The following is a 26,715-nucleotide window of genomic DNA, read 5'->3' as shown; positions in this document are numbered from 1 at the left end:
TATAGAGGGCCGGCAGGCAATTTTTATTGGTATGATATTGTTTTGGAGCAGCAAAACAGGCCTAACATTAGCTGCGCTAACTTCAAAACCTCCCTTTTGACCTTAATGTCAAAATGTAGTACAAACCACTTTTCTATTCCACACATCTTGGCCGTCACTTTTTTAAGGTGACGGCCTTTTTTCTTTTCAGATAAAATCAAAATGAGAGCCCAAAGGGCATTACGCACAGGAGGAAATTAACTTGGATCGAAAACAGTATTTTGAAGAACTACATATTGCGCTCACGCGGGAGGGTTTCACCTCCCAGCCTGAGCAGGACGAATTGCTTCCTGTGGAGTGGGATGGTCTCCCCCTCTGCCGGATTACAGCGGACGGAGGCGTTCGCTACTGGCAGGAGGATGTAGCGACGCCGGAACGGGAACGAGCCTGTGAGCGAGCCACCGATCTGGCCTGTACCGTGCGTGAGTACATGACGCTGCTGGAACAGGCTCCGCCCCTGCAAGCCCAAAGCCTGACCGGTGACTACCGCCTGCTGGCTGACTTCAACGGAGCCGTGCTGGCTGCCCATCCCACCCGGCTTGGCGTCCAATTCGTCACATGGGGCTGGAGCTTCGACCGCACAGGTCTCAACCAGGGCAATTACTTTCAGGAAAACTATGTAGGTGCCAAGCAGGACTTCGCCATCCGCGCTGGCCTCATTTCCAAACAGCAAATTTTCAATCAGGAGCAGCTTGTTGAAATCTACCGGTGCTGCTCTGACACCTTGGACGCTGGTTTTGACTTGACTGCCGAGCAGGAAAAGTGCATCCGGAGTGTTCAGGAGCAGATTGCCATTGCAGCTCCCGATACTCTGGAGCGCATAAGAGAGCAGGAGCAGCACCCCATGGAACCCTACAACCAAGAACCGATCTTGTAATATTCAGGCGCCGGAGTTTTGGAAATAAGACTCCGGCGCTTTTTTATTGCCTCAAACCAGACAGGAGGATTGAAGATTGGAGCAAAAGAACGAACAAAAAGTGCCGCTGCGCATCAAAAATCTGGCTGAGTTGAAACGCTGTATCCGCCCCGGGACAGAGTTGGTGGCAACCAGCCATAGCAAGCACCCTGCCCTGGTCGGGCTTGTACGGGTGGTGACTGAGGTTCAGACCAACGCTTACTATTCCGTGGTCAAGGATCAGCCAACTCATCAATATTCGACCTGTAATTACGGGAAGGGATTCCGCTCTGATTTCGAAAAGGCATCCAACTATTTATTTGAGGGCACGACCATCAAGGTCCTTGACCGCAGAAGCAGTGATGGCAGCGTGCTTTACGAAATGGAACTTTATCCGGGCGAATACCTTGTCCTCGGTCAGAAGAACGACATGGAGGAGAATGCGGATATCAGAGAAGACAATGGCGAAATCAAGCAGGAAGGGATGAACATGACCTTATGACACACTATTTCATGCGAGATACGCCGCTGTGCCAGCTGGAACAGCAGATGATGACCCCGCCCAATTTCAAGGCCAGAGGTCACGGCCGGTATTCTCCCGGTTTCCAATACAGCAGCGAGGACACGGAGTGCCCATACTGTATAAACTTCAGGCGCAATCAGCCTTGTCCGCTGAAACTGTGCATTTGCCTGGATGAACGGATCGCGGCCGGCGCACTGAATCTCAATGAGTTCGTCAGGGATTGCTTCTTCCCTGAAGCGGGGGTACAGCTTCTGGCCCGCTTAGAGAGGAATTTCACTTGCTGCTCCATCAGCTTTTTTCTGAATGAGTGCCATCGTGAGCGCTGGCAGCACTGGCGCGAGCGCTACTATCGAATGTCAGGCCGTAATCTGGCCGCGTTGTTTCTCCTCACGGCGTATGAGGATATCTGGCGCAGGATGATCTGGAAGTTTGATGCCCGCGGATTTGACTTCCAGTCCGTCCAGCTTTCCGGCATCCAGCCGGAACTGTACAGTGTTTACCAGGCGGCCAAAGCCATCTCCACCGGCAGCCACAATATCACTCTTGCCGATCTCGCATCCCCCGAATTGGTCACAGATGAGGCGTTCCACCTGATTGTCTGCACTCTGCTTCTGGCCAAGTACGGAGATGCGATTTTGAATTTTGAAGGAAAGTAAGGTGATGCAATGTGATGATGGAAGCAGTTCTGAGCAACGCCGACCACCCGGAATACGGTGTTGCGACGATTCCTCTTCCCATTCCCAGAAATCAATACGACCACTGCGTTGCGCTGTTGGAGGCACTGGAGATCGGCGATGCCTCTGAAGCTGACTGCCGGGTGGACTCCCTCGACAGCGCATGGCCCGTGCTGAATCGGCTGGTGAGCACCAAGGTCAACCTGGACGAGCTGGACTATCTGGCCAAGCGGCTGGACAGCTTTACTGTGGGCGAGTTTTCGCAATTTCAGGCGATGGTTGAAAAACTGCATCTCACCAGCATGAAGGATCTCATCAACCTGACCTTCTGCTGCCAGCAGGCGACGGTGATCACGGACTTCACAAATTTGAAAGAGGTTGGCCGTGATCACTACATGAACATCCATGGCGGGTGTGCCAGCATGGAAGAACTGGAACAGCTGGACGGAGTGGAAACCGCTGTCCTGTTGATTGAGGACAATGAGGGGACTATCACCCGCTACGGAGTGGTCTATGACAACGGCATGCAGCTTTCACAGCTCTATGATGGGAAGCACCTGCCCTGCTATCACTATGAGGCCGATATGACCGTTGTCGGGATATCCTCCCGGTGGGAGCCGGAGAACAGCAGGAATGTGACCTGGATCTATCTCCCTGCCTCAAAAGGACAAATTGAGCGCGCCATGCAGCGTTCCAGCATTGCTGACCCAAAGGATATGCGCCTTTTTATGGCAGACAGTTCATTCCCGGAGGAAGTGGATGTAGCACTGGACTTCCGGTGCGACAACATCTACGAGCTCAATGAGCTGGCGCTGGTCGCAGATAAACTCTCGTGTGACGACCGCAGAAAGCTGGGAGCAGCAGTAAGTATGGCTAAACCGGAATGCGCCAGCCAGATCCGCCGCTTGGCGGAAAACCTGGATCTGTTTGAATTCGCCCCCGGCGCCCACACCCCCGAGGAATATGGGAAATACATGATTCAGAGATCCGGCCATTTTGAGTATGACCCCAATCTGGACGAGTTTTATGACTACGAGCGGTATGGCCTGCAACACATGGGCTATCAGTCGGGCGTGTTTACCGACCGCGGCTACATCGCCTATGTCGGTACAGTAAGTCTGGAGGAACTGATGGCAGACGACCCGGCAGAGTCCTATCAGCGGGAGCAGGACTTTCAGATGGGAGGGATGACATGATCCAACTCTTTATGAGCCGCAGCGGGAGTTCTGTCATTGTCCCGCTCAATTTGCCCGCATCTCATGGCGCTATGACAGAAGCGTACAGCCAGCTTGAACAAGCTAACAGAACAGGAAAAACAGAGATCGTTGAGATCAAAAGTGTGATTGCCAACCTGCCGTCATATCTCGGCGGACTCGACCCTGATTCCAGAACGCAGCTTGCACAGCTGAATCTGCTTTCGAGCATCATTGCCAAAATGGACTCTCGTGAACGGAGCATCTATGCCGGCGCCTTGGATGGCAACAGCATCAATGATCTGAACGATATGATCCGTGTGGCGGAACAGGTATCGGACTACATTCTCATCCCTAATGTCAATTCGGATGTGACGCTTGGCCGGTATGTCGCTGTTGCCGGCCAGATTCAGGGCGATCCCAGGTTCCCCGAAGCGGCCTGGCCCTACCTGGACTTCGCGAAAATCGGTGCGGAGTACTATGCCGAGCATGGTGGTGCGTACACCCATGCTGGCTATGTGCTTCTCAAGCAGGATGCCGAACCCGTCAGAGAGAAGGCGGCAAAGATCCGGCTTGACCTCTCCTCCTCCCAAGCGCAGGCGAGTGTATCGCTTCCGGCATTGAAGGAGGAATTGGAGCGAGTAAAAAAGTTGCTGGGGATCGATTGTTTTGCAGAGGCCGCAATAACCAAGGTTTCTTTTGCTGTTCCCAATTTGAACGAGTATATTCCCACCACGGGAGTATGCGTGGAAGATGCAAACGAATTGGCTTGGGCAATCGAGGGGATGCAGCTTGAAGACAGCGAGCTGATGAAATACCTGTCGGTTCTTTCTGTGGAGCAGCCGGAAACCATGCGGGATGCTCTTCGATATGCCATGAATCTGGACGACTATGAGCGTATCACGGAGGACACCTATGAATATGGCCAAACCGTCCTTCGGCGCATTGGCGCTGATGACGAGCTAATCGATACCATCGACGGGTATATGGATTTTGAGAAGCTGGGCGAGGACATTATGGCAGAGGAAGGAGTCCGGCGAACCGAGTTCGGCCTGATCCGCCGATGCAGCAGCCCTTTTTCTGAGGAAACACATACGTTAGAGATGGAATACCTTTCATAATGACTCGGGCAGTCAATTTTCTCTTGGTATAACTGATGGCTTATATGTTGCTTAAAGTAAAGAATACTGAACAGCATCACCTGATGGATTAGGAGGAATGCAAATGAAAAAGAAACTCATGATCTCGGTGGCTTTGCTGGCCGTACTGGGAGCTGCTGTTGTAGGCTATTTTCACTTCTCTTACCCTCCGTGTGGCACCTGGTACTTACCGTGTCACTGAATTGTCCGTACCGGCCCCCTACTTCCTCCCCGATAAAGACGCAGATCGGGTACAGACGATCTCTCTGAATGCAGGGGATGAAAAGAAGCTTGTTTTCAAGAACAGCAAAAGCCCTGAACTCACCATCTACAAGGAGGATAGCGTTGCTGGTGCCCCCGTGGAGGGAGCGCGATTCCATGTAACCTATACCAGCAATGGTGAGGCCGCTGACGCACCTGCCACCATTGATTTTGGCGAGTTCCTGACGGATTCTAACGGCGAGATCCGACTCCACGAGCAGGGAAAGCGGCTGTATCCCGGCGAATACACCATCACTGAGGTAGAGCCTGCTCCTGGGTTCCAGATGGTAGAGCCCACAACTCAGAAGATCATTCTCCATGGCGGAGAAAAGAAAACCGTTACCTTCCAGAACACTCCCCTTAACGCCATCATCGTCGAGAAATACGACAGCGTCACTGGTGAGGCCCTTCCGGGCTGCACGTTCCAGCTGCGCTACCTTGGCGGGACATCTGGCACCGGTGGAACGATTATTGGCCAGAAGGTGACCGGGAAAAACGGCACCGCTATTTGGACCAGCCTCAAACCCGGCACCTATATTCTGGAGGAAGTGGACCCTGCGGACGGCTACAGCATCATCCAGTCTTCGGAAACCGTCTATCTGGCCGACAGCGGAGAACAGTCGGTAGTCACTGTCCGGTTTAAGAATATGCCGGATGGCAACCTGCTGATTCGCAAGGTTTGTTCTGTCAATCCCAGCGTGACTCTCCAGGACGCCGAGTTTAAGGTCATGTATGCGGATGGTACTTTGATCGGAGACAATACAGCAGATCATCGCCGACCGAGCATCCAAAAAGATGGAGTACGACGATATCGGGCCATGGGATACACTGGAACGGAGAAATCGGAAAAAGAGCAGTACGCTCTCCACGCCGATGGGCGGGACGAGGGACTGTCCAAGCTGGACGGAGATTCCCCCGAAGCTTTTGCACGGTGGCTGAAGGAGCGTCCCCGCACCGGTCACCCCTGGGAGGTATGCCGGGGCGGCAACAGCACCCACATCGACTGCATCGTACACCAAGATGCGCATGGCTACTATCTGGTGGTGGCCGGTCTTGCGGAGACCCGGACGATTGAGGCGGTCCGTTTCTTCCTGGCGCTTTATCGGGCAGGCGTTCCCGTATGCATCCGAAACGCAGAGGAACTGAAGGCCCGCCTGACCGGAGCGGAGTCCATCGGCATCGTGCCGGAGGGAGTCTTTCCCGCCTACTGCCACGACAGGTTTCCGGGAGAGAGCATTGTCGATTTTATGAACCTGCCTCGGGAGCGTCAGGATGAACTTGCAAAATACTGCCGATGGCAGCCAATCCCAGTTCCCAGGATGAAGAAGGAGGGTGAAACCCCATGATCTTCTTTACCTCTGACCTGCATCTCGGTCACGAAAACTGCATCCGCCTATGCAACCGCCCCTTTTCCAGTATCGAGGAGATGGACGAAACCCTCATCGAAAACTGGAACCGCAAGATCACAGGAAAGGATACCGTCTATATGCGGCGATCCCCGACCTGCGGACGGAGTACCAGAGAGGACAGGAGCTGGACTGCATCGTAAAGGAATATGACCGGCGTAGAGGTATGTTGATGGTCTCTGTCAAGGAAACGGAACCCAACCCCTTTGACGGCGCTGAGATGCGCCACCCGGAGGACTCCCGGCGTCAGGCCGTTATCGCGGGCAAGTATGCCGGCGGCGTCTTCTGCAATCTCCCTGACGGCGTAGTGGTCATGTGCAACTATTCCTTCCAGTATGAGGACTCGGAATTTGCCATCGGAGAGCGGGTCATGGTCATGATCCAGCGCTATGACTACGCAAAGAAACAGATCTACGGCAAGATCGTCGCCAAGTGGTGACGGACAAGCGGGGCGGCATTTCTGCCGCCCCGCCTTTTCTTACATGATACGATTGGGAAAGGAATGAAAACCTGATGCGTTCACACTTCAAAAAAATCGGCGCCCTTATGATGGCCCTGGTGCTGGCTCTGACGCTGACAGTCCCCGCTTTTGCCGCCTCTGAAGCGGAAAGCCGCTTCACCGATGTCCCGGTGGATTCCCCCTGGTTTGAAAGCGTGGAGTACATTGCTCGCCGGGGGATCACCGTTGGCACCGGCGAAGGGCGGTATTCTCCTGATTCACCCATCACCGCCAGACAATGGGCTGTGATGCTTTGCAGAGCATATGACAAGACCGATGCGCTGGAGATCCTTGATGGCGAGTTCGGGAAGAACTGCCTGACGGAGAGCTATCGCAGCGGATGGCTGTCCGTGGAAGCCCTCACGGAGCCGGATACCCGGATGTGCCGGGGAGCGCTCTATCAGAGCGCGTTTGCGGTCATTGGGCTGAGCGTTTACGACTACACCCTTTATCCGGGCGGCGAGATCCTGACGCCCTATGAAAACTGTCTCCGAATTGGCGCAGAGCTTGGACTGTGTCCCGACGGGACGGAATCATACGAGATCGTCAGCCGCGGTGAGACTGCCGCACTGCTCCAGGCGGTCCTGACCCAGGACTTTGTGATCCAGGAGCCGCCGGTGCTCACCGAGTTTCCCATTGAAAACCGCGAGGGTGTGAATATGAACAGCTATCTGCTGGAGCTGCGCCGTGTCCCGGAGCCGATCCTCTATGAGTTTCAGCGTATGGGCTGGGTCTACATCGTGGATTTTGACTATCTGGCCGATCTGAGCAAGCGGTTTGAAATGAGCTGTATCGGCGCGGCGGATTACAGCGGCAAGAAGATATATGTTTCTGATGCCAAAGCCACATTGCACGAATTCGGCCATTTCCTCGATGGCGCGGTGGGATTCCCTTCCAAGACCAGGAGCTTTTACGCAGATGAGGCCCAGGCTGCTGCCATATTCCTGCGGGACTACTCCCTGACCAACTGCCGGGAATACTTTGCGGACTATTTTGCATATTGGCTGCAAAACCGCGACAATGAGGAAAAAGCTGCCTTGATGAGAGAGCGAACGCCAAAGACCTATGCGTATTTCTGTGCGCTGGCGGATAACAACTGGACGATGCCGAAATAAAGCAGCCATGGTTTACGAAAGCCTCTATCCGCAGCTGGCTGTTGTCCTTATATCGGTTTTGCGGTATCTTTTTTCAATAAGTTGGATATCATGAAATAGGAAATTGCTCTTGACACTTGCTTTTCATTACAACTTCGAGTAAAATAAAGTCACACTTTAGATTTCTTAAGACGAGGTGTTTGGATTGTACATTAAGCGACATTTGGAAGAGCAGATCCGCAACGCTTCTCAGTACTACCCGGTGGTCATGGTCTGCGGTCAGCGACAGGTGGGCAAATCCACCATGCTCAACCACATCCGTGAGCCGGAGCGCCGCTACGTCACGCTGGACGATGGAAACGCCCGCCGTCTGGCATCCACCGATCCTGCGCTGTTCTTTGAGACCTACGGCTACCCGCTTCTCATTGACGAGTTCCAGCGGGTCCCGTCCATCTTGCTGGAGATGAAGAAGATCGTTGATCAGAAGGCGCTGGATGGTGAGGACAACAACGGAATGTTCTGGCTGACCGGCTCACAGAAGTTCAAAATGATGCAGGATGTTGCCGAGTCTCTGGCTGGCCGCATCGCCATCTTCGATATGGCGAGCCTGTCCACGGCGGAGATCGAGGAGCGCCCTGCCGACCTGTTCCACCCCGACCTGAAAACCATCCGAGAGCGTTTGAAGCACTGCAAGCGCAAAAATATCCACGAGGTCTATGAGGACATCTTCCGGGGCGGTATGCCAAAGCTGCGCGCCACCGACCTCGACCGTGACCGCTTCTATATGGACTACATCAACACCTACATTGAGCGGGATATCAAGGATCTGTCTCAGGTGGGAAAGCTGAATGAGTTCTATGATTTCCTCGTCTATATGGCGGCGCGCACCGGACAGGAGCTGAAGTACGACGAGATCGCCAGTACCATCGGCGTGTCCGCTCCCACCGCAAAATCCTGGGTGTCCATCCTGGAGCGCTCAGGGATCATCTTCATCCTGCGGCCTTACTACTCCAACATCACCAAGCGGCTGGTCAAGACGCCCAAGGTGTATTTCATGGATACCGGCCTTGCCGCCTATCTCTGCCGCTGGCCCACTGCGGAAACACTGGAGAACGGTGCGATGGACGGAGCGTTCTTTGAGACTTATGTGGTCACGGAGATCGTCAAGAGCTACTACAACGCAGGTAAGCCCGCTGACCTGTTCTACTACCGCGACATAGACAAGAAGGAGATCGACCTGCTGATCGTTGAGGGGGATAAGATGTATCCCATCGAGATCAAGAAAAGCAAGGAGCCGTCCAAGCCGGATAAAAACTTCGGTGTCCTCCAGCAGTTCAAGCTGGATGTTCAGCCGGGGCTCATCCTCTGCATGAGCGACGAACTCATCCCCTACAATCGGGAGTCCTGGTATTGTCCCGTATCCGTACTCTGACCGAGCCTCAAGCGGAGCGGCAGTGTTCACGGTCACGAAAAAATACGCCATATGCAGCTTCAACGGCTGGATATGGCGTGTTTTTGCATACTCTCATTTCTTTTTCCTGTCCGCGCGCGAACGGTTGATATTTCAAAGAAAACGTGCGATAATTGCGAATAGCAGCAGGAAAAAGAGGTGTTTGCATTGCAGGAAGCAGTATACATCACGATAGTATCCAACGGGAAAAAGCTGGTGCTGAACGCCAACACCATTCTCTATGTCCTGATGATCGAAAGGACCGCCGAGATCCACGTTTCCGGCGGCAAGGTATATGAGACGCGGATGAAGATCAGCGAGCTGGAGGAAGCTCTGGGCGACGGCTTTCTCAAGGTCCACCGGGGCTGTCTGGTGTCCTCCATGGCCATCCACGACATCACTGACCACATCAATCTCAACAACGGCGAATCCCTGATCTACACCCGCCGGAAGAAAAAGCAGATTATCGCCCAGCTTCAGGAAGCGCAGAAGCGCCTGATCAGCGGCTTCACCCGGGACGGCATTCCCGCCACGGAGGAGGAATACCGAGCCTATTACCGCAGCTTTGACGCCATGCCCTTTGCCTTCACGGACATTGAGATGGTATTCGACGAGGAGCGCCGGGCGGTGGACTGGATCTTCCGCTACGGCAACCCCGCCCTGGCCAGGCTGGAAAAGCTGCCGCTTGAGAAGCTGATCGGCAGCTCCTTCGGCAGCCTGTTTTCCAACATGAATACCAAATGGTTGCGTTTGTATGAGCGCGCCACCCTGTACGGCGAAACGCTGGAGGTCATGGACTACAGCCCGGAGATCGACGCCTATCTGAAGGTGACCTGTTTCCCCACCTTCAAGGGCCACTGCGGGTGCATCCTGTTCGATCTTACGGAGATCGAATACGCCAAAATCAGCCCCGACGCCGACAAAGCGCTGATGCGCTACTTTGGCAAGACGCGGGAGAGATAGCGAAAGGTGACAACCCCATATCCGAACCGCCGCGCGCGGCTGCTTGCTTCGGCAGCGGGGTGTGCGGCGGCTTTTGTCGTTTTGGACCGTTTTAATGTCGTTTCGCGCAGGGGCGGTTGAAAACTTAAAAGGAACTGCATATACTTTTGTGATGATTACATATGAATTTTTTGCAAAAGCAGGAGGAACCTCTATGAAAAAACGATTGTTCAGCATCCTCACGGCGCTGGCGCTGTGCCTGAGCCTGCTGCCCACTGCGGCGCTGGCGGCGGAAAGTGATGGGCTGTGTGAGCATCATACAGAACACACGGCGGAATGCGGCTATGTGGAAGGTGAAACGCCCTGCGGCTTTGTCTGCGACCTGTGCTCCGGGAAGGATACCGTCACGGTACTCACGGACTGGGAATGGGTGGATGACTGGGAGATCATCGACCCGGACAGCGGAAACGTCCTGCTGCCCTTTGCCAGCGAGGACAATGTGGCATACTTCGAGGACGTCGTGGGGCTGATGCCCGTGTCCATCCTTGCCGGCGGCGAGGAGCTGACCCTGGGGGACTGGCTCTGCCCGTACTACCCTGAAGATGGCGCATACGAGGGCGAATACATCTTTGAGACAACCTTACCCGAGGGCTATGCCCTGTCCGACGGCGGCAGCACCCTGACGCTGACCGTGGCGCTGGGCGGCCCGGAAGGGGAGCCTGTGGCGATGCTGGCGGTTTCCATGACGGAGCCACCCCAGGCTGATCATACCATCGGCGGTAGTACGGTCTATGCCTACGAGCTTTCCACCGCAGCCCACCTGTACTGGTTTGCAAACCAAATCAATACTACCCAGCAAGACATTAGTGCCGTTCTGACGGCGGATATCACCGTCAATCAGAACGTGCTCAATGCCAGCGGCGGGCTGAACAGCGGCAGCTTTGAAGCGTGGACGCCCATTGGAACGGTTGACCATAATTTTAGGGGCAAATTTGACGGACAGGGGCACACCATCTCCGGACTGTACCTCAACAATTCGAATACAAGCAATGTAGGCTTGTTCGGTATTGTGGATTCCCCCGCCAGCATTTACCGTGTGGGCGTGGTGGATTCCTACTTTGCCGGCAATCAGAATGTTGGCGGCCTTTGCGGAAGAGCCCTTTCCGACGTAAGGATAGAATCCTGCTATACCACCGCAACTGTAAGCGGGACGAGTAATGTGGGTACCTTCTGCGGGTACAGCAACGCGAATATCAATAACTGCTACAGCGCGGGCACAGTTGGCGACTCCTATGGCAAATTTACAGGAAACGACGGTGACGTTGACTTCTGCTACGCGTTGTCCGATACGAATAGTGACGGTACAAACGACAGCGACCTGAAATACAGAACCATTGATGCGTTCAAAAGCGGCGAAGTGACCTACGGCCTGACGAAGAACCAGGCAACGCCCAGTTGGAGACAGACCATCGGTACGCAGGACTTCCCCCAGTGCACCACCGATGGCGCTATCGTCTATCTTGGTAAAAAGGACGGCGCTGTCTACTACCATAATCATACCGATGGCGAAGCAAGCTGTTCCTATTGTTCGGTGCCCGATTTCTACAACAACGAGTATCTGATCGATAATAAGGAAGAGCTGTACTGGTTTGCCGACTACGTCAACAAAGGCTATCCCGCCGCCAATGCCCAGGTGCGTAATGACATTGAGGTAGATAATGACTGGGTTCCCATTGGCAATGAGACCTATCCCTTCACCGGCACATTTTCATACCCTGAAGGTCAAAAGACCATCAGCGGCATACCGGCGAACAGCAGCCTGTTCGGCGTCACCGGCTCCGAGGCCGAGATCGCCCGGATCACGGTGACCAGCGGCAGCCTGTGCGCCACGAGCGGCGGCAAAATCGTTGACTGCCATGTTTCCGGCAGCGGTATGCTGGTCAGCGGCGCCAACAGCGGCACCGTCAGCGATAGCAGCGCGTCCGGCGGTACGCTGATTGCAAACAACAGCGGCACCGTCAAGAACAGCAGCGCGCCCGGCGGCACGCTGGTCCAAACCAATACCGGCACCATCACGGACTGCCATGAAGAAGGCAGCGGAGCGACCCTGTGTGCCAACAATAACGCTGGCGGCACCGTCACGGACTGCTATGTTTCCGGCGCGGCCAGCACGGTGCTGGTCGGCGCCAACTCCGGCACCATCCAAAAGAGCTATGCGGCGGGTGGCGCCAAGCTGTGTACGACCAACGACAGCGGCGGCGAAATCATCAACTGCTATGCCACCGGCACCGGCAGCGTGACCCTGTGCTCCAGCAACAGCGGCACCATTGCCAACTGCTTTGCCGCCGGCGGCAGCGGCACGACGGTGGGCAGCGGCGGTACCATCACCAACTGCTACGCCCTTGCGGACAGCACTGCCTCGCCGATTGGCGGAACGACTCTTACGACTGACTCTCCCTTTGCCAGCGGCGAGGTGGCGTACCGGCTGAATCAGGGAACGGAAGGCTATCCCGGTGGCGTCTGGGGACAGACCATCGGTACGGATTCGCTTCCTGTTTTTGACGGCAAGGCGGTGTACTATAAGCAGGGCGGCAATCCCGAATACCACAATCACAATGGATATTGCAGTATCTGCACGATCACGCCAACCTATGCGAACGATAAGTGGCAGATCACCAATGTGGATGAGCTGTACTGGTATGCACAGTATATCAACGGGACAATTTCTGGGATTACAGACAAAACCAAGAACGCGATCCTCATGAACGATATCACTGTGAACTCCAATGTCCTGAATGCTGACGGTACCCTTTCTGATGCCCATACCTCTTTTACGGAGTGGACGCCGATCGGAAAATCCAGCTCAAACTATGATGGTACCTTTGACGGCAATCACCATACCATTTCCGGACTGTATGTGAATGCGGCAAGAACGAGTTATGTTGGTTTCTTTGGATGTATAATAGGTGGAGGAACCATAAAAAACCTGACGATTGCGGATTCCTATTTTAAGGGCGATAATTACGTGGGCGGCGTATGCGGTGATACCTCCGGTGAGGTGAGCGGCTGCTCCTACAGCGGCGCGGTCACCGGCACCGGGGGTATCGGCGGCATCTGCGGTCAAAGCCAAGGTACGGTGAGCGGCTGCACCAACAGAGGCAAAGTTACCGGCAACAACAAGGTCGGCGGTATCTGCGGCTATGCCTTCCAAGGTACGGTGAGCGGCTGCATCAACTATGGTGCGGTCAACGGCAGCGGCTACGTCGGCGGCATTTGCGGTTATGCCCTCTACGGTGAAGTGAGCGGCTGCATCAACTATGGTGCGGTCAACGGCACCTCCTCCTATGTCGGCGGCGTGTGCGGTGTCAACAGCAAAACGGTGATCGGCTGCACCAACACCGGCGCGGTCACCGGCAGCAGTACCTCCTACTATGTCGGCGGCGTGTGCGGCGAGAACAAGGGTACGATCAGTGGGTGTTACAGCATTGGCACGGTCACCGGCACCTCCTCTGTCGGCGGCGTCTGCGGTGTCAACAGCGGCACGGTGAGTAATTGCTACCACAACAGCGAAGCCTATTCCGGGAATGCAGTTGGAGATAACAGCGGTACCGTTGACAGCGTCCTTGGCAAAACCACCAGGGAATTCGCCAGCGGCGAGGTGGCCTACCTGCTCAACGGCAGCCGCTCTGTGGGAACCGCAGAAGCTCCACTGGTCTGGTATCAGAATATCGACAGCGGCATCCCGGACGCCGCCCCCCAATTCACCGGCGGCACGGTGTACGCGACTACCTCCACTTCCCCCTGTCAGGGCTACACCAACAATTCAAACGGTATCAAACAGCACAAGTATGAGAACTATGTCTGCACCTGGTGCGGTCATCAGGGCATCATTCCCGTCATAGTCAGCGGCATCACTGCCAAGGATAAGATTTATGACGGCACCACCACGGCAACACTTGATTTCAGCCGTGTGACCCTAAGCGGCGTGGTCAGCGGCGACACGGTTACTGTCAACGCTACCGGCACCTTCGAAGATAAGGATGTGGGCGCAAACAAGACCGTCACCATCATCGGCCTGACCCTCACGGGAGACGATGCAGGCAAGTACCGTCTGGCAGATTCCGGCCAGCAGGCCACCGCCACCGCCAGCATCACCAAGAAGTCTGTCACCGCCGCCGTCACCGTGGCCGACAAGACCTACAATGGCGACACCGTTGCCACAGTTACCGCAGCGGTAAACGCTGGCGTGGTTTCCGGCGATACCATCACCATCGAGGGCCTCACCGGCACTTTTGAAGATGCCAATGTGGGAACGAACATCCCCGTCACCGTCAATGCGACTAACAAGTCCATCACCGGTACCGGCTCCGGGAACTACGATGTGACCATCCCCACTGAAGCCACAGGCACCATCAGCAAGGCCGCGCTGGGCGCCTCCGTCACCCTGGACGGCTGGACCTACGGCGATACACCCAAAGGCCCTGTGGTGACCGGCAACACAGAGAACGGCGAAGTCACCTACCTGTATAAGGTCTGGAGTGCTTCCGATGAAACCTATTCGCCAACCGTCCCCACCGAGGCTGGCAAATACTCCGTGAAGGCCACCATCGCCGCCACCGCCAACTATCAGCAAGATGTGGTTTACGACGATTTTACCATTGTACCCAAGGTTCTGACCGTCACCGGCCTGACGGCCACCGATCGGGTCTATGACGGCACGACGAATGTTACCCTGACCGGCGGTGAACTGTCCGGCATTGTGGCCGGTGACGAAGGACGGGTCACGGCCGCCATGCCCACCACCGGCACCATCGCGAACGCCGATGCAGGCAATGGCAAGCTCGTTACCTATGCCACTATTGACCTGACCGGTGACAAGTCGGAAAACTATGCCCTGCGCCGGCCCATGGTCACCGTGAACATCGAACCGCTGGGCGTGGATGAGCCCACCGTTACCGGCACCTACACTTATGACCGCACCCAGAAGACGGTCACGCTGGACGGCTTTGAAAGCTCTTACATGACTGTTACCGGCAACACCGGCACCAACGCGGGCGCCTACACCGCCACGGTCACGCTTGACGGCAACCACAAGTGGAACGAGGGCAGTGACGGCTCCATCCAATGGACCATCGCCCCCAAGCGCGTCACCGCCACCGTCACCGTGACCACCAGGCCCTACAACGGTGACACCGATGCCACGGTCAGCGCCGTGGTGACAACCTCAGAGGGCCTGATCAACGGTGACAGCATCACCATCACGGGTCTTACCGGTACCTTCGTCGACGATGCCAACGTGGGAGATGATAAGCCTGTTACCGTGAACGCAGCAGGCAAGTCCATCACCGGCACCGATGCTTCCAATTACGATGTGACCATCCCCACCGAAGCCACGGGCGACATCCTCCCCAAGGCCATCGGCATTGACTGGAGCAACACCACCCTCACCTACAACGGTATGCCGCAGAAACCCACCGCCACCGCCACCGGGCTGGTCGGAGAGGACGCCTGCACCATCACCGTCAGCGGCGAACAGACCAACGCGGGCGACAGCTACACCGCCGAGGCGACAGATTTGGATAACGGCAATTATCAGCTGCCCGTCGAAAAAAACACCACATTCTCCATCGCCCGCAAGGAAGTCACCGCGGCTCCGAAGAATGTCACCATCACCAGAGGCAGCGCCATCCCCGCCTTTGAGCTGACCTACACCGGTTTGCTGGGCGAGGACACGCTGACCCCCAGCGCTGACCCGGCCTTTACCTGCTATGAGAAAGACGGCACCACCGCCGTCAGCACCGGAACGGCGGCGGGTACCTACACCATCACCTGGACCAATACCGATGTCTTCGACGGCGAGACAAACTATCGGGTCGTGGCAGCTACCGGTACCCTGACCATCAACAATCCCAGTTCTTCTGGCGGCGGCTCTAACACCACGACCACCACGGAGAAGAACGAGGACGGCTCCACCACCACGACCGTGACAGATAAGACCACCGGCACCGTGACCGAGACCACCAAAAACACCGATGGCTCCACCACCGTGGTGGAAACCAAGAAGGACGGAACCGTCACCGAGACCAGCAAGTCCGCCGACGGCACCACCGGCACCGTTGTTACGGACAGCAGCGGCGAGATCACCGAGGTCAAGTCCAGCGTGTCCTCCACCGCCGCGAAGGAAGCCGCCGAGACCGGCGAGGCTGTGACCCTGCCCGTGGAGGTTCCCGCCGCTAAGACCACCGAAGCGGCTCCCGCTGTGGAGGTCACCGTGCCCAAGAGCGCCGGGGAGGTCAAGGTGGAGATCCCCGTGGAGCAGGTCACCCCCGGCACCGTGGCTGTCATCGTCCATGCCGACGGCACCGAGGAGATCGTCAAGACCTCCGTGGTCACCGAAACCGGCGTGGTGCTGACCCTGGACGGCAGCGCTACCGTGAAGATCGTAGACAACGCCAAGGTGTTCGAGGACATTCATTCCGTCAGCCACTGGACAGAGGACGCTGTGGACTTCGTTGTGGCCCGCGGTATGTTTGCCGGTACAAGTGAAACCACATTCAGCCCCAATTCCCATATGACCCGCGCTATGCTGATGACTGTCCTTGCCCGACTTGATGGTGTGTACACCTCCGGCGGCAGCGTATGGTATGAAAAGGGCATGGAGTGGGCAAAGGCCAACGGCGTGTCCGACGGCTCCAACCCCAACGGAAACATCACCCGGGAGCAGTTGGCGACCATGTTGTGGCGCTACGCCGGAAGCCCGACAAGCAGCCACAGCCTGGACGGCTACACCAACGCTGATGAAATCAGCGGCTACGCTCTGGAGGCCATGCGCTGGGCCAACGAGAACGGCATCATCAACGGCTACGGCAACGGTCTGCTGGGGGTCAAGGACAACGCCACCCGCGCGCAGGTCGCACAGATGCTTATGAACTTTGTGAAGTGCCTGAATCAGTAAATCGGCTATATGGAAAGCAGGACGGCCCCGAGTCCAAGAGCACGGAAATGCACTTTGTAGACGTTCCCGCTGACGCCTATTATCACGACGCTGTGCTGTTGGCCGTTGAGCAGGGCATCACCACGGGCACCGGCGATACCACGTTCAGCCCCGATGCAACTTGCACGTGTGGGCAGATCCTGACGTTCCTCTATCGCTGCCTGGGCGACGAATAAGAACCCACAAAAGACCCCTTGATAACAAGGGCGCACTTTGATACGGGGTGAACCCCGTATGTGCGCTCCGCGAGGCAATGACAGCCCAGACCACCGAGGTCTGGGCTGTTTTGCGTCACTCCGTTCCGAACAAGGGAGTGACCCCCTTGCGTTGCTTACGCAGCTATCCCAGCGCACTTTGTGGCGGATACAATCTTCTGACGCAGACAGTCCCCGCCGCAAAGTTTGAAAATCCCATGCCGTCAGTCAGACCGTCTACCGAAAATGTAGGCGGTCTTTTTCTATCCTATCCGCAGTTCTGAACAGGACATTGTTGTAATTTGATCACGCATTGAAAAAAGCCATCTATCCTCGATTGTGGCACAGCTTGAGTCGGGTGCTCACATCTGGCAAAATCAAAGAAGACGATAGGAGGAAGGAAAGGATGCCGATTTTACAACCTCTGGAAAGCATGGAACGCATCTCACGCCAAGCACTGGCAGATGACCTGGACACCGTGCTGGAAAGGATAAGCCGCGAGGACATTGGGCTGGTGATCACCGAGGAAGGCAAAGATGACCTGGTTCTCTGCCCAGCCTCCTGGTTCAACCTTGACTATGTGGATGACTTTTCCTGTGTCATCAACAGCGCCCTCCGCTATGCCATGCGCAGCGAAGATGAGGAGAGTGCGGCGGTCGTCCAGTATCTTCGTCGCCACTACCAGTTGTTCGATGAAAAGACGCTTTCGGTGGCTGTCGCCGATCTGGAGCGGGAACTGAACCAGCCGATAGTGACCCTCAAGCAGCCGCAGGTCTGGAAGGAGCTCCAGAAGCTGTTCCGGCAGCGACTGGACGAGTTGCGGAAGGAATCTTCGGAAGGCGAGGAAACGCACCATGGATGAAAAGCAATATGAGCTCGTGGAAATTCAAGTAGATGCGGAGCTTCTGGAACAGTTGGAAGCGGTAATCGCCCCGATGGGGCTGACGCCAGAAATGTTGGCTGTAAAGTTTTTCGAGTTCTGCGTCGATCCCGCTACTCAGGAGTTGGCCATCTCCTTGCTTCTGAAATGGAAAGCCGAACAGGAAGCGGAGGGGGAGAATCCGGGAGGGGGACTTTAATGCTGTCCAAGGAAACCTTCTGTGAAGCCCTGCGAAAGATCCAAGCGCAAAAGGATCGAGACGAACAGTTCAGTAAGGCACTCACCCTGATGGGAGACGGACATTTCGTATTTGAGGGCGGAGCACCGCTTCTTGCCGCCTTGCTGGATGTACTGAAGGAAGCGGTCAACGACCAGTACGACTATATCAGCTGGTGGCTTTACGATGCCGCCCCGGACTATGAAGTCTGGACCGATGATGAAAAAACTAAGTGGTGCCTGAAGGAACCGGAAGCCCTGTATGATTTCATCCGGGATGAATGTCAGGGCTGAGTGGTAGCGTCTCCCCAAATTCGTTCAAGGAGGTCAAATCAGATGTCTAAGTGCTGCCTATACTGCCGGGTAGATGGAGCGTCTACGGAAAGCAATCGTCTCGCCATAAACCAGCAGCTCACCGCACTCCGAAGCCTCGCCGGCCAGCTTGGCTTTTCGATTTCCGCAGAGATGCTCCAATATGAGAGTGGCTTGGACGCAAACCGACAGAGCATTCGAACGCTGATCCGTGATGCACGACATGGAGTCTAGGGAAGAGGCTATCGCCCATTCGAAGAGATAAATCTCTTGGATCAGTAATGCCTGCCCGCTTCATAGCCCGCTCAATCTGGCAGTTGGATGTAGGAAGGTAAACCCAAGTAATATTCTTGGTATCTCTCGGCTCCAGTCGGGAAGTCAAGCCTACAGAGATGCAATCATTCTCGTGGTGGTAGCAGGGCAGGTTCTTTCCGTCATAGAGCTGTGAAAGCTGCATACCGTTGTCGTAGACTACACCGTAGCGGGTAATGGTCCCGTCATTGTTCTCAATCAGCAGAATGGCAGTTTCCTCACCATCCAAATTGTCCAGCTCATCCGCAGAGGCGCATCCGTCGTGGGTATTCATGTAGTGTGCCCGACCGACGCTTTCCAAATCTGAAAAATCTGCGATGACAGTTGTCTGCTGGCAGGAAAAGGTCAGATTGATCAGGTCTTTCATATCGGTCAGGTCCAGGGCCTCGGTCATGGCCTGAAACTGTGCAGCCTCACCATCATCAAAGCTGTCCAAGCGTTTAGCCAAATAGTTCAGCTCATCCAAATCGATATTTGCGCCCTCCAGACGGCTAAGTATGGGCCAACTGCTACTGATCTCATCCACATGGCAGTCCCGTGTAGAGACCTTGCCGATCTCCAGTGCTTCCAATAACTCAATGCAGTGGTCGAAATCATCTCTGGGGATGGGGAAGGGGATGGAAACCACACCGTATTCCGGGTATTGCGCATTACTCAGGACCGCGTGCAGAATGTATTTATCCATCTGGATTTCCTCCTATGTTTATACAAAAGAAAGTAGCTTGTTGCATCTCACCCCTTTATTCTGAATTCTCTTTTTCCCTGATCTTCTTGATTCTCGTTCGCATGCAGTCACTTTCACTGCCCCAACAAAGGAAGCCATGTCCTGGGTAAGGGCAGCCTTCACATCGGGCGAATTGTCGGCATACGGGTTGCTCTTCTGGCCCAGGAGCATACGGCAACGATTTGAATGGCCGTGATCTGCGAGACTATCAGTCGTGTATTCACGAGGCACTTCTGGAAAACCAGGTGCCGGAGGAAAAAAGCCGTGGCCTTATGCGCTGGTATGACAAACAGGATGGGGTGAATGAGAAAGTTCAGTCCATCGTGTTTGACGCAGAGAGCCGCGATGGGCAGCTGTGGTGCGTAGCGGAATGCAAGGTAGTGGGCGAACTTCTGCCGGAGGAAAAAGAGGCCCTGGCTGATTACATTTCAGGTCAGGCGTCGGACGGTTGGGGCGAAGGATTTGAGCAGCGCGCCATCGACTTGGAAGAGGGAGAACTTTATGTGAGTCTCTGGAACTCCAGCCACTGGACAATCCAGACAGAGGAAGAAAAGTTCTCCCCCGATTCTCTCACCCGCCTGCCGGATATGTGCTGGTCTGTGCTTCCCGGTGAAGGAACCCTTATCTGCATCAAAAAAGGTGAGAGCGGCTACTACCCCAGTGACTGGAGTACCGGCGACAGGGCCCAGAACCGCTACCTGGCGGACTATAACAACCAGCGTCGGGGCATTACGCCGGCTCAGGAACAGGCGATGCTCACTGGCAGCATGTGCGGTTGGGATGTACCTGGTGCGGACCCCAAGTGGTATGAAGAACATCAGAACCAGGAGATGGGAGGAATGACGCTTGAATAAAGGATTCACCGTATATGTAAGTTCTTTGGAAATGGACAGTGCAGATCACCAGTCGGTAGAACTGCCTATGGAACAGGAAAAACTGGATGCACTCCAACTGGAACTGAACACCGGCTCCCCCCTCTATACCGAAGTATCGGACTTCTGTGGGCGGGAATACCTTGAGGATCATGTGCCAGAGGATATGGATCTGACAGAGCTGAATCTGCTGGCTGAGAAACTGGCCTCCTTTGAGCGTATCCAGGAAGCGGCTTTCGAGGGTCTTGTCCGCATGGATCTGGATAAAGGAATGACACAGCTGCCACTGTGTCGCCTGATCGACCTGGCCAACAGTGCGGATTGCTGTCATGTTGCTCCCGGAATTGGGAATGACGAGCAGCTGGGACACTTCCATGTGGATAATGACTTTCCGGTGATTCCGTCCGGCCTGCCGGAAGAGGTGTATGAAGTTCTGGACTATGCGGCCATTGGCCGAAAGGCCAGAATGGAGGAAGGCGGAGTCTTCACCTCCGAGGGCTATGTGGTGCAGCACACCGACCTGGATGTGAGTTACTCGCAGTCCCGTTGCGGCCCGCAGATGGAGGGGATGACTACATGAAACACCAATTCTCTCCCATTTTGGAGGGTATGGAGATGAGTAAATCGGAACATGATTGGCTGGAACAGCGGCTTGAACATATGACCGTGAAGGAAGCGCTGTTGTTCCGAGGCGCTATGCAGATTGAATCACCAAGGGACATTCAGACAACCATCCAAATTCTCCAGGGATTAGATTACTACCAGCTCCTCTATGGAGCAGAGGACGATGTGCTGCTGGGCCGATTCGTCATGGAGCATATTCACACCCCCACACACGCGGCACGGGGCTACCTTGACCCAGAGATTGTTGGGGCAGTCTATCGGGAGAACGGTTTGGGCAGTTTTGTTGAGAACCACTATGTAGAGCGGCGGAACCCCGATCGTCCCTTGCCGGAGGTAAATCCCAATGTGCCGCTGCCTACCACCGGGGAATATGCCATTCGCATTAAACTGGTCAGCCGAAACAATATGGAGGGTGTCTGGGTCGGATTTCCCGACACAGGCGAATACATGGATACCGCCCACCCGGATGAACTGCTTCTTGGGCTGGTTGCCTTGCAAGCAGAAACGCTGGATCAGTGTATGGCGGTGGATGTGGATTGCGCGCTGCCTCAGATCACCGACATTCTCAATCAATATGACTCTGCAGGAGAATTGGTTCGCCACGCCATTGACTTCGGTTATATTTGGGCGGAGCAGGGCCAGGGGGAACCCCACTGGTTGGAAAAATGGCAGTGTGTCATGGAATTGGAAGACTGTCACCGTCTGGATTTGGCATTGGATCTCGCTCAAAATCTCCATTGTTACGAATTTATTCCACGCGGAGTTGATCTTGCACAGTATGGTATGGACCTGGCCCGAAAGGAGGGTGTACTTGGCCAGGATCCGCTGCTCAATGAGTGCTTTGACTCGGTGGCCTACGCCCAGCATCACATGGCGAAATATGGCCTGTCCACAACAGACCATGGCTATGCAGCCAGGAATGGACAGGAGTTCATTTACGAGTACAGCCAGCCTGAGCAGGAACCGGAAATGACAATGTAATCATTTTGATGAGAAGAATGGGCCGTTTTTCCGAAAGGGACAAACGGCCTTTTCTTTTTATGCCCTTTTTCGGAAAAGCACCAACGAAAAAGGAGGCAACCATGAAAAAAGATCATCTGAAAAACTACCTAAAGGCAGTTTGCGTAGGGCGCACTCACAGAATGACCAGTCAGGAATTGGAGCATGAACTAGGGCTGAGTGGAACCCAGCTTCGCGAACTTGTCAACCAACTGCGGAAGGATCGCATCCCCATTGCCAGCGACCGCTACGGATATTTCTATGCCTCTACCGCAGGAGAGGTTTATGAAACAATTCGTTTCCTGCAGCGTATCGATGCCGGGCTTCAGGCCACAATCCGAGGATTGGAGGAATCCCTCCACGAGATTGGCACGAAGGGCGGTCATGCGAATGGCTAAGCCTATCTTCCCATGGATGGGCAATAAAGTGAAGCTACTGCCGTTTATCCAAAAGATGATCCCACCTAACGTAAAGCAGTATTTGGAGCCATTTGGAGGCAGCGGTGCTGTTGTCTTAGGCTTAAAGCCAAGTAAGAACCGGCTGGACATTTATAACGATCTAAACAATGACCTCTTCAATGTATTCTGCTGCATTAAAGAAAGACCATTGGCATTTTGTAAGGAACTTGGCTTTTTACCCGTCCATGGCAGAATCCCATTCGCGTTCTACCGTGACCTCGTAGCGCACAAAGCGGATTTTTACAAGCACATCGAACAGGAAAAGGCTCTGTTACAGGAATTTTCCTGCTCTTCAGAGTTTGTTGCGGAGGAAATCGCCCAGCTTCTTGAGGGCAGGGCCGAGCTGTTTGATGTGGAGCGGGCCAAGGCATTTCTTCTGATTTCCCACGGGAGCTTCAGCGGGACCATGACCTCTGTAGGTGTAAAAACCATTGACACGAAACCGATCCTAGAAGAACTTCCCAAGGTAATCAAGCGCATCTCCACAGTCTTCCTTGAAAATCAGGATGCATTTGAACTAATCAAAAAGCGGGATCGCAGTGACGGTGTCATATACGCAGATCCTCCCTAGGCTGCCAGGTCAAGGGCAGAAATAATAACTCGTTGGATGGCCTATGGCAACAGACCTGCCCTCCGTCAATGTGTCGGTTTCCGGCTGGTCCCAAAACCTGACCTTTCTCCCCTGTGAGCCTGCAGATGAAGAGCAGAATGTAACCGATGAGGCTGGATTTCAGACCGCTGTCAACGCCGGCGGTACGTGCCCCTGGCCAATGATGTCATGCTCACCAACCCCCGCATCAATCCGAGCGGCCCGGTGATGGTAGGTCTGGACAGTTGCCTAGGGCAGCACTGCCATCTAGACCGATTTGCAAAAAGATCCGCCGCAGAATTTTTCGATTCTGCGGCGGCCTCTTATTGTTTCTCCCCGTCAAGTGGAGTGCTTACCAGACGGCAGACATCATTTACCTCCATAGGGCGGTAGTAGTAATAGCCCTGGATCATATCGCAGCCGCACTCTTTGATCAGGTTATCCTGAGAGGTGGTTTCCACCCCCTCCATACATACCTTTTTTCCAAAGCGGTGGCAGGCGTAGACGATACTGGAAATAAAGTTCATCTTGTCCTCCGACTCTGTTATCTCCTGCAGAAGAGAGCGGTCCAGCTTAATGATGCTGGATGGATACTGCAGCAGCATCCGCAGCGAGGAATAACCGCTGCCAAAGTCGTCCAGCGCAATACGGATCCCCATGTCCTTGCAGGCATCCACAAAGTGGAACAGCTTCTCCGGCTGTTCATCCATGCAGCTCTCCGTCATCTCCGCCACCAGATGGGAACCATCCAGATGGTATTTGGCCATGGTTTTCCCCATAAAGTCGGTAAACAGGACGTCGGAGAGCTGATGCAGGCTCACATTGAAGGTGAGGTAAATTTCCGGTACGTGCTCCACCAGCCGCACGCAGCTGCAGGCGGCCTGCTCAAAGACCCAGCGCCCCACCTTCTGGATCAGGTTTTCCTTCTCCAGCATGGGGACAAAGATCGCCGGCGACACGTCCTTGTCCTCAAAACGCCACCGCAGCAGCACCTCACCGCCCACCACCTGGCCGGTCTTTGTGGACACTACTGGCTGGATCATCACCCGGAAATGTTCCATTCCCTGCAGCACATCCCGGCTCAGAGCCAGGGCCATGTTGGACATAGTCCGGATCGTCTGGATGCTGTCCTGGGAATTTTCCACATAGAGCTTCCGCTTGTCCTGCTTGGCCACCTTCAGCAGGGCGTTCATGTTTTCCATAAAGTCCTCAGGAGTCCCGCTGTCCTGGGGAAACTCCATCACCGCAAAGGAACAGGCATGGGGCACGGCAAGGCCCGCAGCACGATATCCTGCCTCGATTATATTGCGCAGCTGCCATACCAGCGCCTCTCTGCTCTCCTTGCAAGCGGGGTCCACCATGGCCAGGCAGCGCATCCCCTCCAGACGATAGAACGTCATCTTGTCCGCCAGGGTGTTCATCATTTCATCCGAAATGGACTGGAGCAGACGGTCGCTGAAGGTACGGCCACGGGTGTTGTTGAGCTCCGAAATACTGCCGAACCGAAACCCGATGGCCCGGCAGCTCTGTTTATTCTTCTGCAGCTGCTCCATATAGCGGAGCACCGCAGACTCTCTGGGGAAGTTGGTTACCGGATCCACTACAAACTCGTCATCCTGATGGGTCACACGGCTGGCCAGAAACAGGGGGATCTCCCGTTTGTCATCCCACTTGAGCATGCTGAAGCTGTGGATCCACAGCTTCCTGCCGTCGGCCTTCTGCACCTGGTAACGCAGGTCCAGCACCGACTGCTTTTTCTCCAGCATATCCTCCATGGCCTGCCGGTACATATCCTGAAAACATGCCGTACTGATGTGGGAGGCCCACTCCTTCAGCAGACCCGGCACCACATTGCTCTCATAGCCGAAGTCGTCCCGCATGTTGTCTGAAATGTAAAACAGGTCCTTCTGCACATCTCCAAAGCAAAAATAACCTTCGGAATTGTGCTGGGAAATGGCCTGAAACAGGAAGTCCAGATCGTGATAGGTCGCCGACAAAAAGCGGTAGAAGGGGCTGTCCGTCCCTCCCAGCTGGCACTCCCCTTCCGGACTGCGCCGCCGGTCCACCTTGGGGTTGTTCTGGTTAATCAGATAGTAGCCCCGCTTGTCCTGGTACATCACCTTATCTGCCTGGGAGATCAGCCCCTCCAGATGGAACGGCTGCTGGTCCGACCAGGCATAGCCCACTGCCATGTGGCACTTGTCCTGGCTGATCCGCTCCCGCAAAGTCTGGACATTCTGCCGCAGCTTCTCTTGGGTACAGTCCAGGAAGACCGCCACAAACTCATCGCCGCCGGTGCGGTAGATCCAGGGCGTATCCAGACTCTCGTCCATCAGGCGGCAGCAGTGTCGAATCAGCTGGTCCCCCTCGCTGTGCCCCTTGGAGTCATTGGTCTGCTTAAGGCCGGTAATATCACAGTAAACCACGCCGATGCTGGAACAGGGCGGGTATTTTATTCCATGCTCAAACATTGCATTGCGGTTGAAGATCCCCGTCAGAGAATCCCGGAAGCTCAGCGTATTCAGACGGTCCAGCAGGTCCCGCTGACGCAGCAGCGCAGAGACAAAGTACCCAATCACATTCAGAATGGGGGCAATCAAGTTCAGCATCTCTGTGTTGGGGTTATCCACCCCCACAAACCCCACCACGCGCCCCTCCACGCTGATGGGACCTGCTGCCAGGCTGGAAATATTTTGGGGCTTAAGAATGGCGTAGGAGTTTGGGTGCTGTTCCCGGATATCCTCCAGATCCTCCAGCACAAGCACCCGATTTTTCTGAAACACCTTCAGCCACCACTCCAAAAAGGAGATGGGGATGTCCTGCAGCGCATCTTTCTGGGGCATAACCCCCTCCCCACACCACTCGTAGCTGTTGTAGATTTTCTCCTGGCCGATTTCAAAAACATAGGCACGGTCGCACTCAAAGGTCTGCCCCAAATACTCCAGTACCAGCTCCACGCCCTTGCCGGGATTCGTGGTGGAGAAGATTCGCTGCAGGCAGTCATTCAGAATCGTCTCACTACGGGCATAGTAGTAGGGCGTGTTACACACCACTTCAGAGTCAATATCGATGGCGATTTCGATGCGGCAGCGTCTGCCCTCAATCATCTGCACAGTGTCCTTAATCAGGTAGCGCTTATTGAGTACCGGATTTTTGTGGGTCCACGAGATAAACTTTCCCTCCTGCAGCGCCGAGTTGGTGCAAAAGGAACAGGGGCTGTGTCTGCCCTGAAGCACCTCATAGCACTTTTTTCCCTCATAGGCATTGCTATCCCCATAGCCCAGCGACTGCCGCAGGCGGCGGTTCATATAGATCAGCTTATGAGTATCCAGGTCGGAAATATAGACTAACTCATCCAGTTCTTCAAAAAAGCTTGAACAATATTCCATGATATTTCCTCTTTTTTCCTGTTATAAAATAAAAATT

General features: G+C 54.9%; 22 protein-coding genes and 1 pseudogene. 21 read left to right on the top strand and 2 right to left on the bottom strand.

The genetic code is table 11. From position 1 onward, the window contains the following. Positions 1-241 precede the first annotated feature (241 nt). The 16 genes and pseudogenes from ACTQ3R_RS09990 to ACTQ3R_RS09915 all read left to right on the top strand — a co-directional run bounded on the left by ACTQ3R_RS09990 (position 242) and on the right by ACTQ3R_RS09915 (position 18,693). Positions 242-916, top strand: coding sequence for a hypothetical protein (locus tag ACTQ3R_RS09990; RefSeq protein WP_195306642.1), 675 nt, complete (start codon positions 242-244; stop codon positions 914-916). A gap of 76 nt (positions 917-992) precedes the next feature. Next, positions 993-1,436, top strand: a complete 444-nt coding sequence (locus ACTQ3R_RS09985; protein ID WP_441778974.1) for a hypothetical protein — start codon at positions 993-995, stop codon at positions 1,434-1,436. After that, complete coding sequence (locus ACTQ3R_RS09980; RefSeq protein WP_441778973.1) at positions 1,433-2,113, top strand: hypothetical protein; 681 nt, start codon at positions 1,433-1,435, stop codon at positions 2,111-2,113. The genes ACTQ3R_RS09985 and ACTQ3R_RS09980 overlap by 4 nt, the downstream gene beginning before the upstream one ends. 14 nt (positions 2,114-2,127) lie before the next feature. Further along, positions 2,128-3,327 (top strand): antirestriction protein ArdA, encoded by a 1,200-nt coding sequence (locus ACTQ3R_RS09975; RefSeq protein WP_441778972.1) that lies wholly within the window; start codon positions 2,128-2,130, stop codon positions 3,325-3,327. Continuing rightward, positions 3,324-4,445 carry an antirestriction protein ArdA gene (locus ACTQ3R_RS09970; RefSeq protein WP_195306640.1) on the top strand — a complete coding sequence of 374 codons (1,122 nt, stop codon included), beginning with the start codon at positions 3,324-3,326 and terminating at the stop codon, positions 4,443-4,445. The genes ACTQ3R_RS09975 and ACTQ3R_RS09970 overlap by 4 nt, the downstream gene beginning before the upstream one ends. A gap of 176 nt (positions 4,446-4,621) precedes the next feature. Beyond that, positions 4,622-5,500 (top strand): annotated as a pseudogene (locus ACTQ3R_RS09965) (MSCRAMM family protein); the annotation flags it as partial. Between the two features lie 566 nt (positions 5,501-6,066). Continuing rightward, positions 6,067-6,273, top strand: a complete 207-nt coding sequence (locus tag ACTQ3R_RS09960) for a hypothetical protein (protein WP_340039829.1) — start codon at positions 6,067-6,069, stop codon at positions 6,271-6,273. 29 nt (positions 6,274-6,302) lie between these two features. Then, positions 6,303-6,569 (top strand): hypothetical protein, encoded by a 267-nt coding sequence (locus ACTQ3R_RS09955; RefSeq protein WP_340039828.1) that lies wholly within the window; start codon positions 6,303-6,305, stop codon positions 6,567-6,569. Between the two features lie 74 nt (positions 6,570-6,643). Continuing rightward, positions 6,644-7,744 (top strand): anthrax toxin lethal factor-related metalloendopeptidase, encoded by a 1,101-nt coding sequence (locus ACTQ3R_RS09950; protein ID WP_340039827.1) that lies wholly within the window; start codon positions 6,644-6,646, stop codon positions 7,742-7,744. A 184-nt stretch (positions 7,745-7,928) separates the two neighbouring features. Next, positions 7,929-9,155: an ATP-binding protein gene (locus ACTQ3R_RS09945; RefSeq protein ID WP_340039826.1), complete on the top strand. Its 1,227-nt coding sequence runs from the start codon at positions 7,929-7,931 to the stop codon at positions 9,153-9,155. Between the two features lie 186 nt (positions 9,156-9,341). Further along, a complete protein-coding gene (locus ACTQ3R_RS09940) occupies positions 9,342-10,136 on the top strand; it encodes a LytTR family transcriptional regulator DNA-binding domain-containing protein (RefSeq protein WP_340039825.1) in 795 nt (264 codons plus the stop codon). A gap of 193 nt (positions 10,137-10,329) precedes the next feature. Further along, on the top strand, positions 10,330-17,070 hold the full coding sequence (locus ACTQ3R_RS09935; protein WP_340039824.1) for a YDG domain-containing protein: 6,741 nt from the start codon (positions 10,330-10,332) through the stop codon (positions 17,068-17,070). Next, positions 17,055-17,285 carry an S-layer homology domain-containing protein gene (locus ACTQ3R_RS09930; RefSeq protein WP_340039823.1) on the top strand — a complete coding sequence of 77 codons (231 nt, stop codon included), beginning with the start codon at positions 17,055-17,057 and terminating at the stop codon, positions 17,283-17,285. Before ACTQ3R_RS09935 ends, ACTQ3R_RS09930 begins: the two co-directional genes overlap by 16 nt. Before the next feature lie 424 nt (positions 17,286-17,709). Continuing rightward, positions 17,710-18,165 carry a hypothetical protein gene (locus ACTQ3R_RS09925; RefSeq protein ID WP_340039821.1) on the top strand — a complete coding sequence of 152 codons (456 nt, stop codon included), beginning with the start codon at positions 17,710-17,712 and terminating at the stop codon, positions 18,163-18,165. Further along, a complete protein-coding gene (locus ACTQ3R_RS09920; RefSeq protein WP_087937001.1) occupies positions 18,158-18,382 on the top strand; it encodes a hypothetical protein in 225 nt (74 codons plus the stop codon). The genes ACTQ3R_RS09925 and ACTQ3R_RS09920 overlap by 8 nt, the downstream gene beginning before the upstream one ends. Next, on the top strand, positions 18,382-18,693 hold the full coding sequence (locus ACTQ3R_RS09915; protein WP_101691777.1) for a hypothetical protein: 312 nt from the start codon (positions 18,382-18,384) through the stop codon (positions 18,691-18,693). The genes ACTQ3R_RS09920 and ACTQ3R_RS09915 overlap by 1 nt, the downstream gene beginning before the upstream one ends. Positions 18,694-18,811: 118 nt before the next feature. On the opposite strand, the gene ACTQ3R_RS09910 is transcribed toward ACTQ3R_RS09915, so the two are convergent. After that, positions 18,812-19,708, bottom strand: coding sequence for a hypothetical protein (locus ACTQ3R_RS09910; protein WP_441778971.1), 897 nt, complete (start codon positions 19,706-19,708; stop codon positions 18,812-18,814). 221 nt (positions 19,709-19,929) lie between these two features. Here ACTQ3R_RS09910 and ACTQ3R_RS09905 point away from each other — a divergent pair, with 221 nt between their 5' ends. The 5 genes from ACTQ3R_RS09905 to ACTQ3R_RS09885 all read left to right on the top strand — a co-directional run bounded on the left by ACTQ3R_RS09905 (position 19,930) and on the right by ACTQ3R_RS09885 (position 23,271). Then, entirely contained in the window at positions 19,930-20,601 is a 672-nt protein-coding gene (locus ACTQ3R_RS09905) for a hypothetical protein (RefSeq protein ID WP_441778970.1), read from the top strand. Next, positions 20,594-21,199, top strand: coding sequence for a hypothetical protein (locus ACTQ3R_RS09900; protein WP_441778969.1), 606 nt, complete (start codon positions 20,594-20,596; stop codon positions 21,197-21,199). Before ACTQ3R_RS09905 ends, ACTQ3R_RS09900 begins: the two co-directional genes overlap by 8 nt. After that, positions 21,196-22,224, top strand: coding sequence for a hypothetical protein (locus tag ACTQ3R_RS09895; protein WP_441778968.1), 1,029 nt, complete (start codon positions 21,196-21,198; stop codon positions 22,222-22,224). The genes ACTQ3R_RS09900 and ACTQ3R_RS09895 overlap by 4 nt, the downstream gene beginning before the upstream one ends. A 101-nt stretch (positions 22,225-22,325) precedes the next feature. Beyond that, on the top strand, positions 22,326-22,640 hold the full coding sequence (locus ACTQ3R_RS09890; protein WP_441778967.1) for a hypothetical protein: 315 nt from the start codon (positions 22,326-22,328) through the stop codon (positions 22,638-22,640). After that, positions 22,633-23,271, top strand: coding sequence for a DNA adenine methylase (locus tag ACTQ3R_RS09885; protein WP_441778966.1), 639 nt, complete (start codon positions 22,633-22,635; stop codon positions 23,269-23,271). The genes ACTQ3R_RS09890 and ACTQ3R_RS09885 overlap by 8 nt, the downstream gene beginning before the upstream one ends. Positions 23,272-23,612: 341 nt before the next feature. Here ACTQ3R_RS09885 and ACTQ3R_RS09880 read toward each other — a convergent pair whose 3' ends face one another. After that, complete coding sequence (locus ACTQ3R_RS09880; RefSeq protein WP_441778965.1) at positions 23,613-26,678, bottom strand: bifunctional diguanylate cyclase/phosphodiesterase; 3,066 nt, start codon at positions 26,676-26,678, stop codon at positions 23,613-23,615. Between the last annotated feature and the right edge of the window lie 37 nt (positions 26,679-26,715).

The organism is Lawsonibacter sp. LCP25S3_E2 (assembly GCF_052117285.1).
GTDB lineage: Bacteria > Bacillota > Clostridia > Oscillospirales > Oscillospiraceae > Lawsonibacter.
The sequence above is the reverse complement of the archived record's forward strand: the minus strand, read 5'-3'. Positions and strand labels throughout refer to the sequence as shown.

Coding starts and splice junctions, on each gene's coding strand:
- ACTQ3R_RS09980 (WP_441778973.1), top strand. CDS start 1,433: ATGACACACTATTTCATGCGAGATACGCCGCTGTGCCAGCTGGAACAG.
- ACTQ3R_RS09975 (WP_441778972.1), top strand. CDS start 2,128: ATGATGGAAGCAGTTCTGAGCAACGCCGACCACCCGGAATACGGTGTT.
- ACTQ3R_RS09970 (WP_195306640.1), top strand. CDS start 3,324: ATGATCCAACTCTTTATGAGCCGCAGCGGGAGTTCTGTCATTGTCCCG.
- ACTQ3R_RS09960 (WP_340039829.1), top strand. CDS start 6,067: ATGATCTTCTTTACCTCTGACCTGCATCTCGGTCACGAAAACTGCATC.
- ACTQ3R_RS09955 (WP_340039828.1), top strand. CDS start 6,303: ATGGTCTCTGTCAAGGAAACGGAACCCAACCCCTTTGACGGCGCTGAG.
- ACTQ3R_RS09950 (WP_340039827.1), top strand. CDS start 6,644: ATGCGTTCACACTTCAAAAAAATCGGCGCCCTTATGATGGCCCTGGTG.
- ACTQ3R_RS09935 (WP_340039824.1), top strand. CDS start 10,330: ATGAAAAAACGATTGTTCAGCATCCTCACGGCGCTGGCGCTGTGCCTG.
- ACTQ3R_RS09925 (WP_340039821.1), top strand. CDS start 17,710: ATGCCGATTTTACAACCTCTGGAAAGCATGGAACGCATCTCACGCCAA.
- ACTQ3R_RS09920 (WP_087937001.1), top strand. CDS start 18,158: ATGGATGAAAAGCAATATGAGCTCGTGGAAATTCAAGTAGATGCGGAG.
- ACTQ3R_RS09915 (WP_101691777.1), top strand. CDS start 18,382: ATGCTGTCCAAGGAAACCTTCTGTGAAGCCCTGCGAAAGATCCAAGCG.
- ACTQ3R_RS09910 (WP_441778971.1), bottom strand. CDS start 19,708: ATGGATAAATACATTCTGCACGCGGTCCTGAGTAATGCGCAATACCCG.
- ACTQ3R_RS09895 (WP_441778968.1), top strand. CDS start 21,196: ATGAAACACCAATTCTCTCCCATTTTGGAGGGTATGGAGATGAGTAAA.
- ACTQ3R_RS09890 (WP_441778967.1), top strand. CDS start 22,326: ATGAAAAAAGATCATCTGAAAAACTACCTAAAGGCAGTTTGCGTAGGG.
- ACTQ3R_RS09885 (WP_441778966.1), top strand. CDS start 22,633: ATGGCTAAGCCTATCTTCCCATGGATGGGCAATAAAGTGAAGCTACTG.
- ACTQ3R_RS09880 (WP_441778965.1), bottom strand. CDS start 26,678: ATGGAATATTGTTCAAGCTTTTTTGAAGAACTGGATGAGTTAGTCTAT.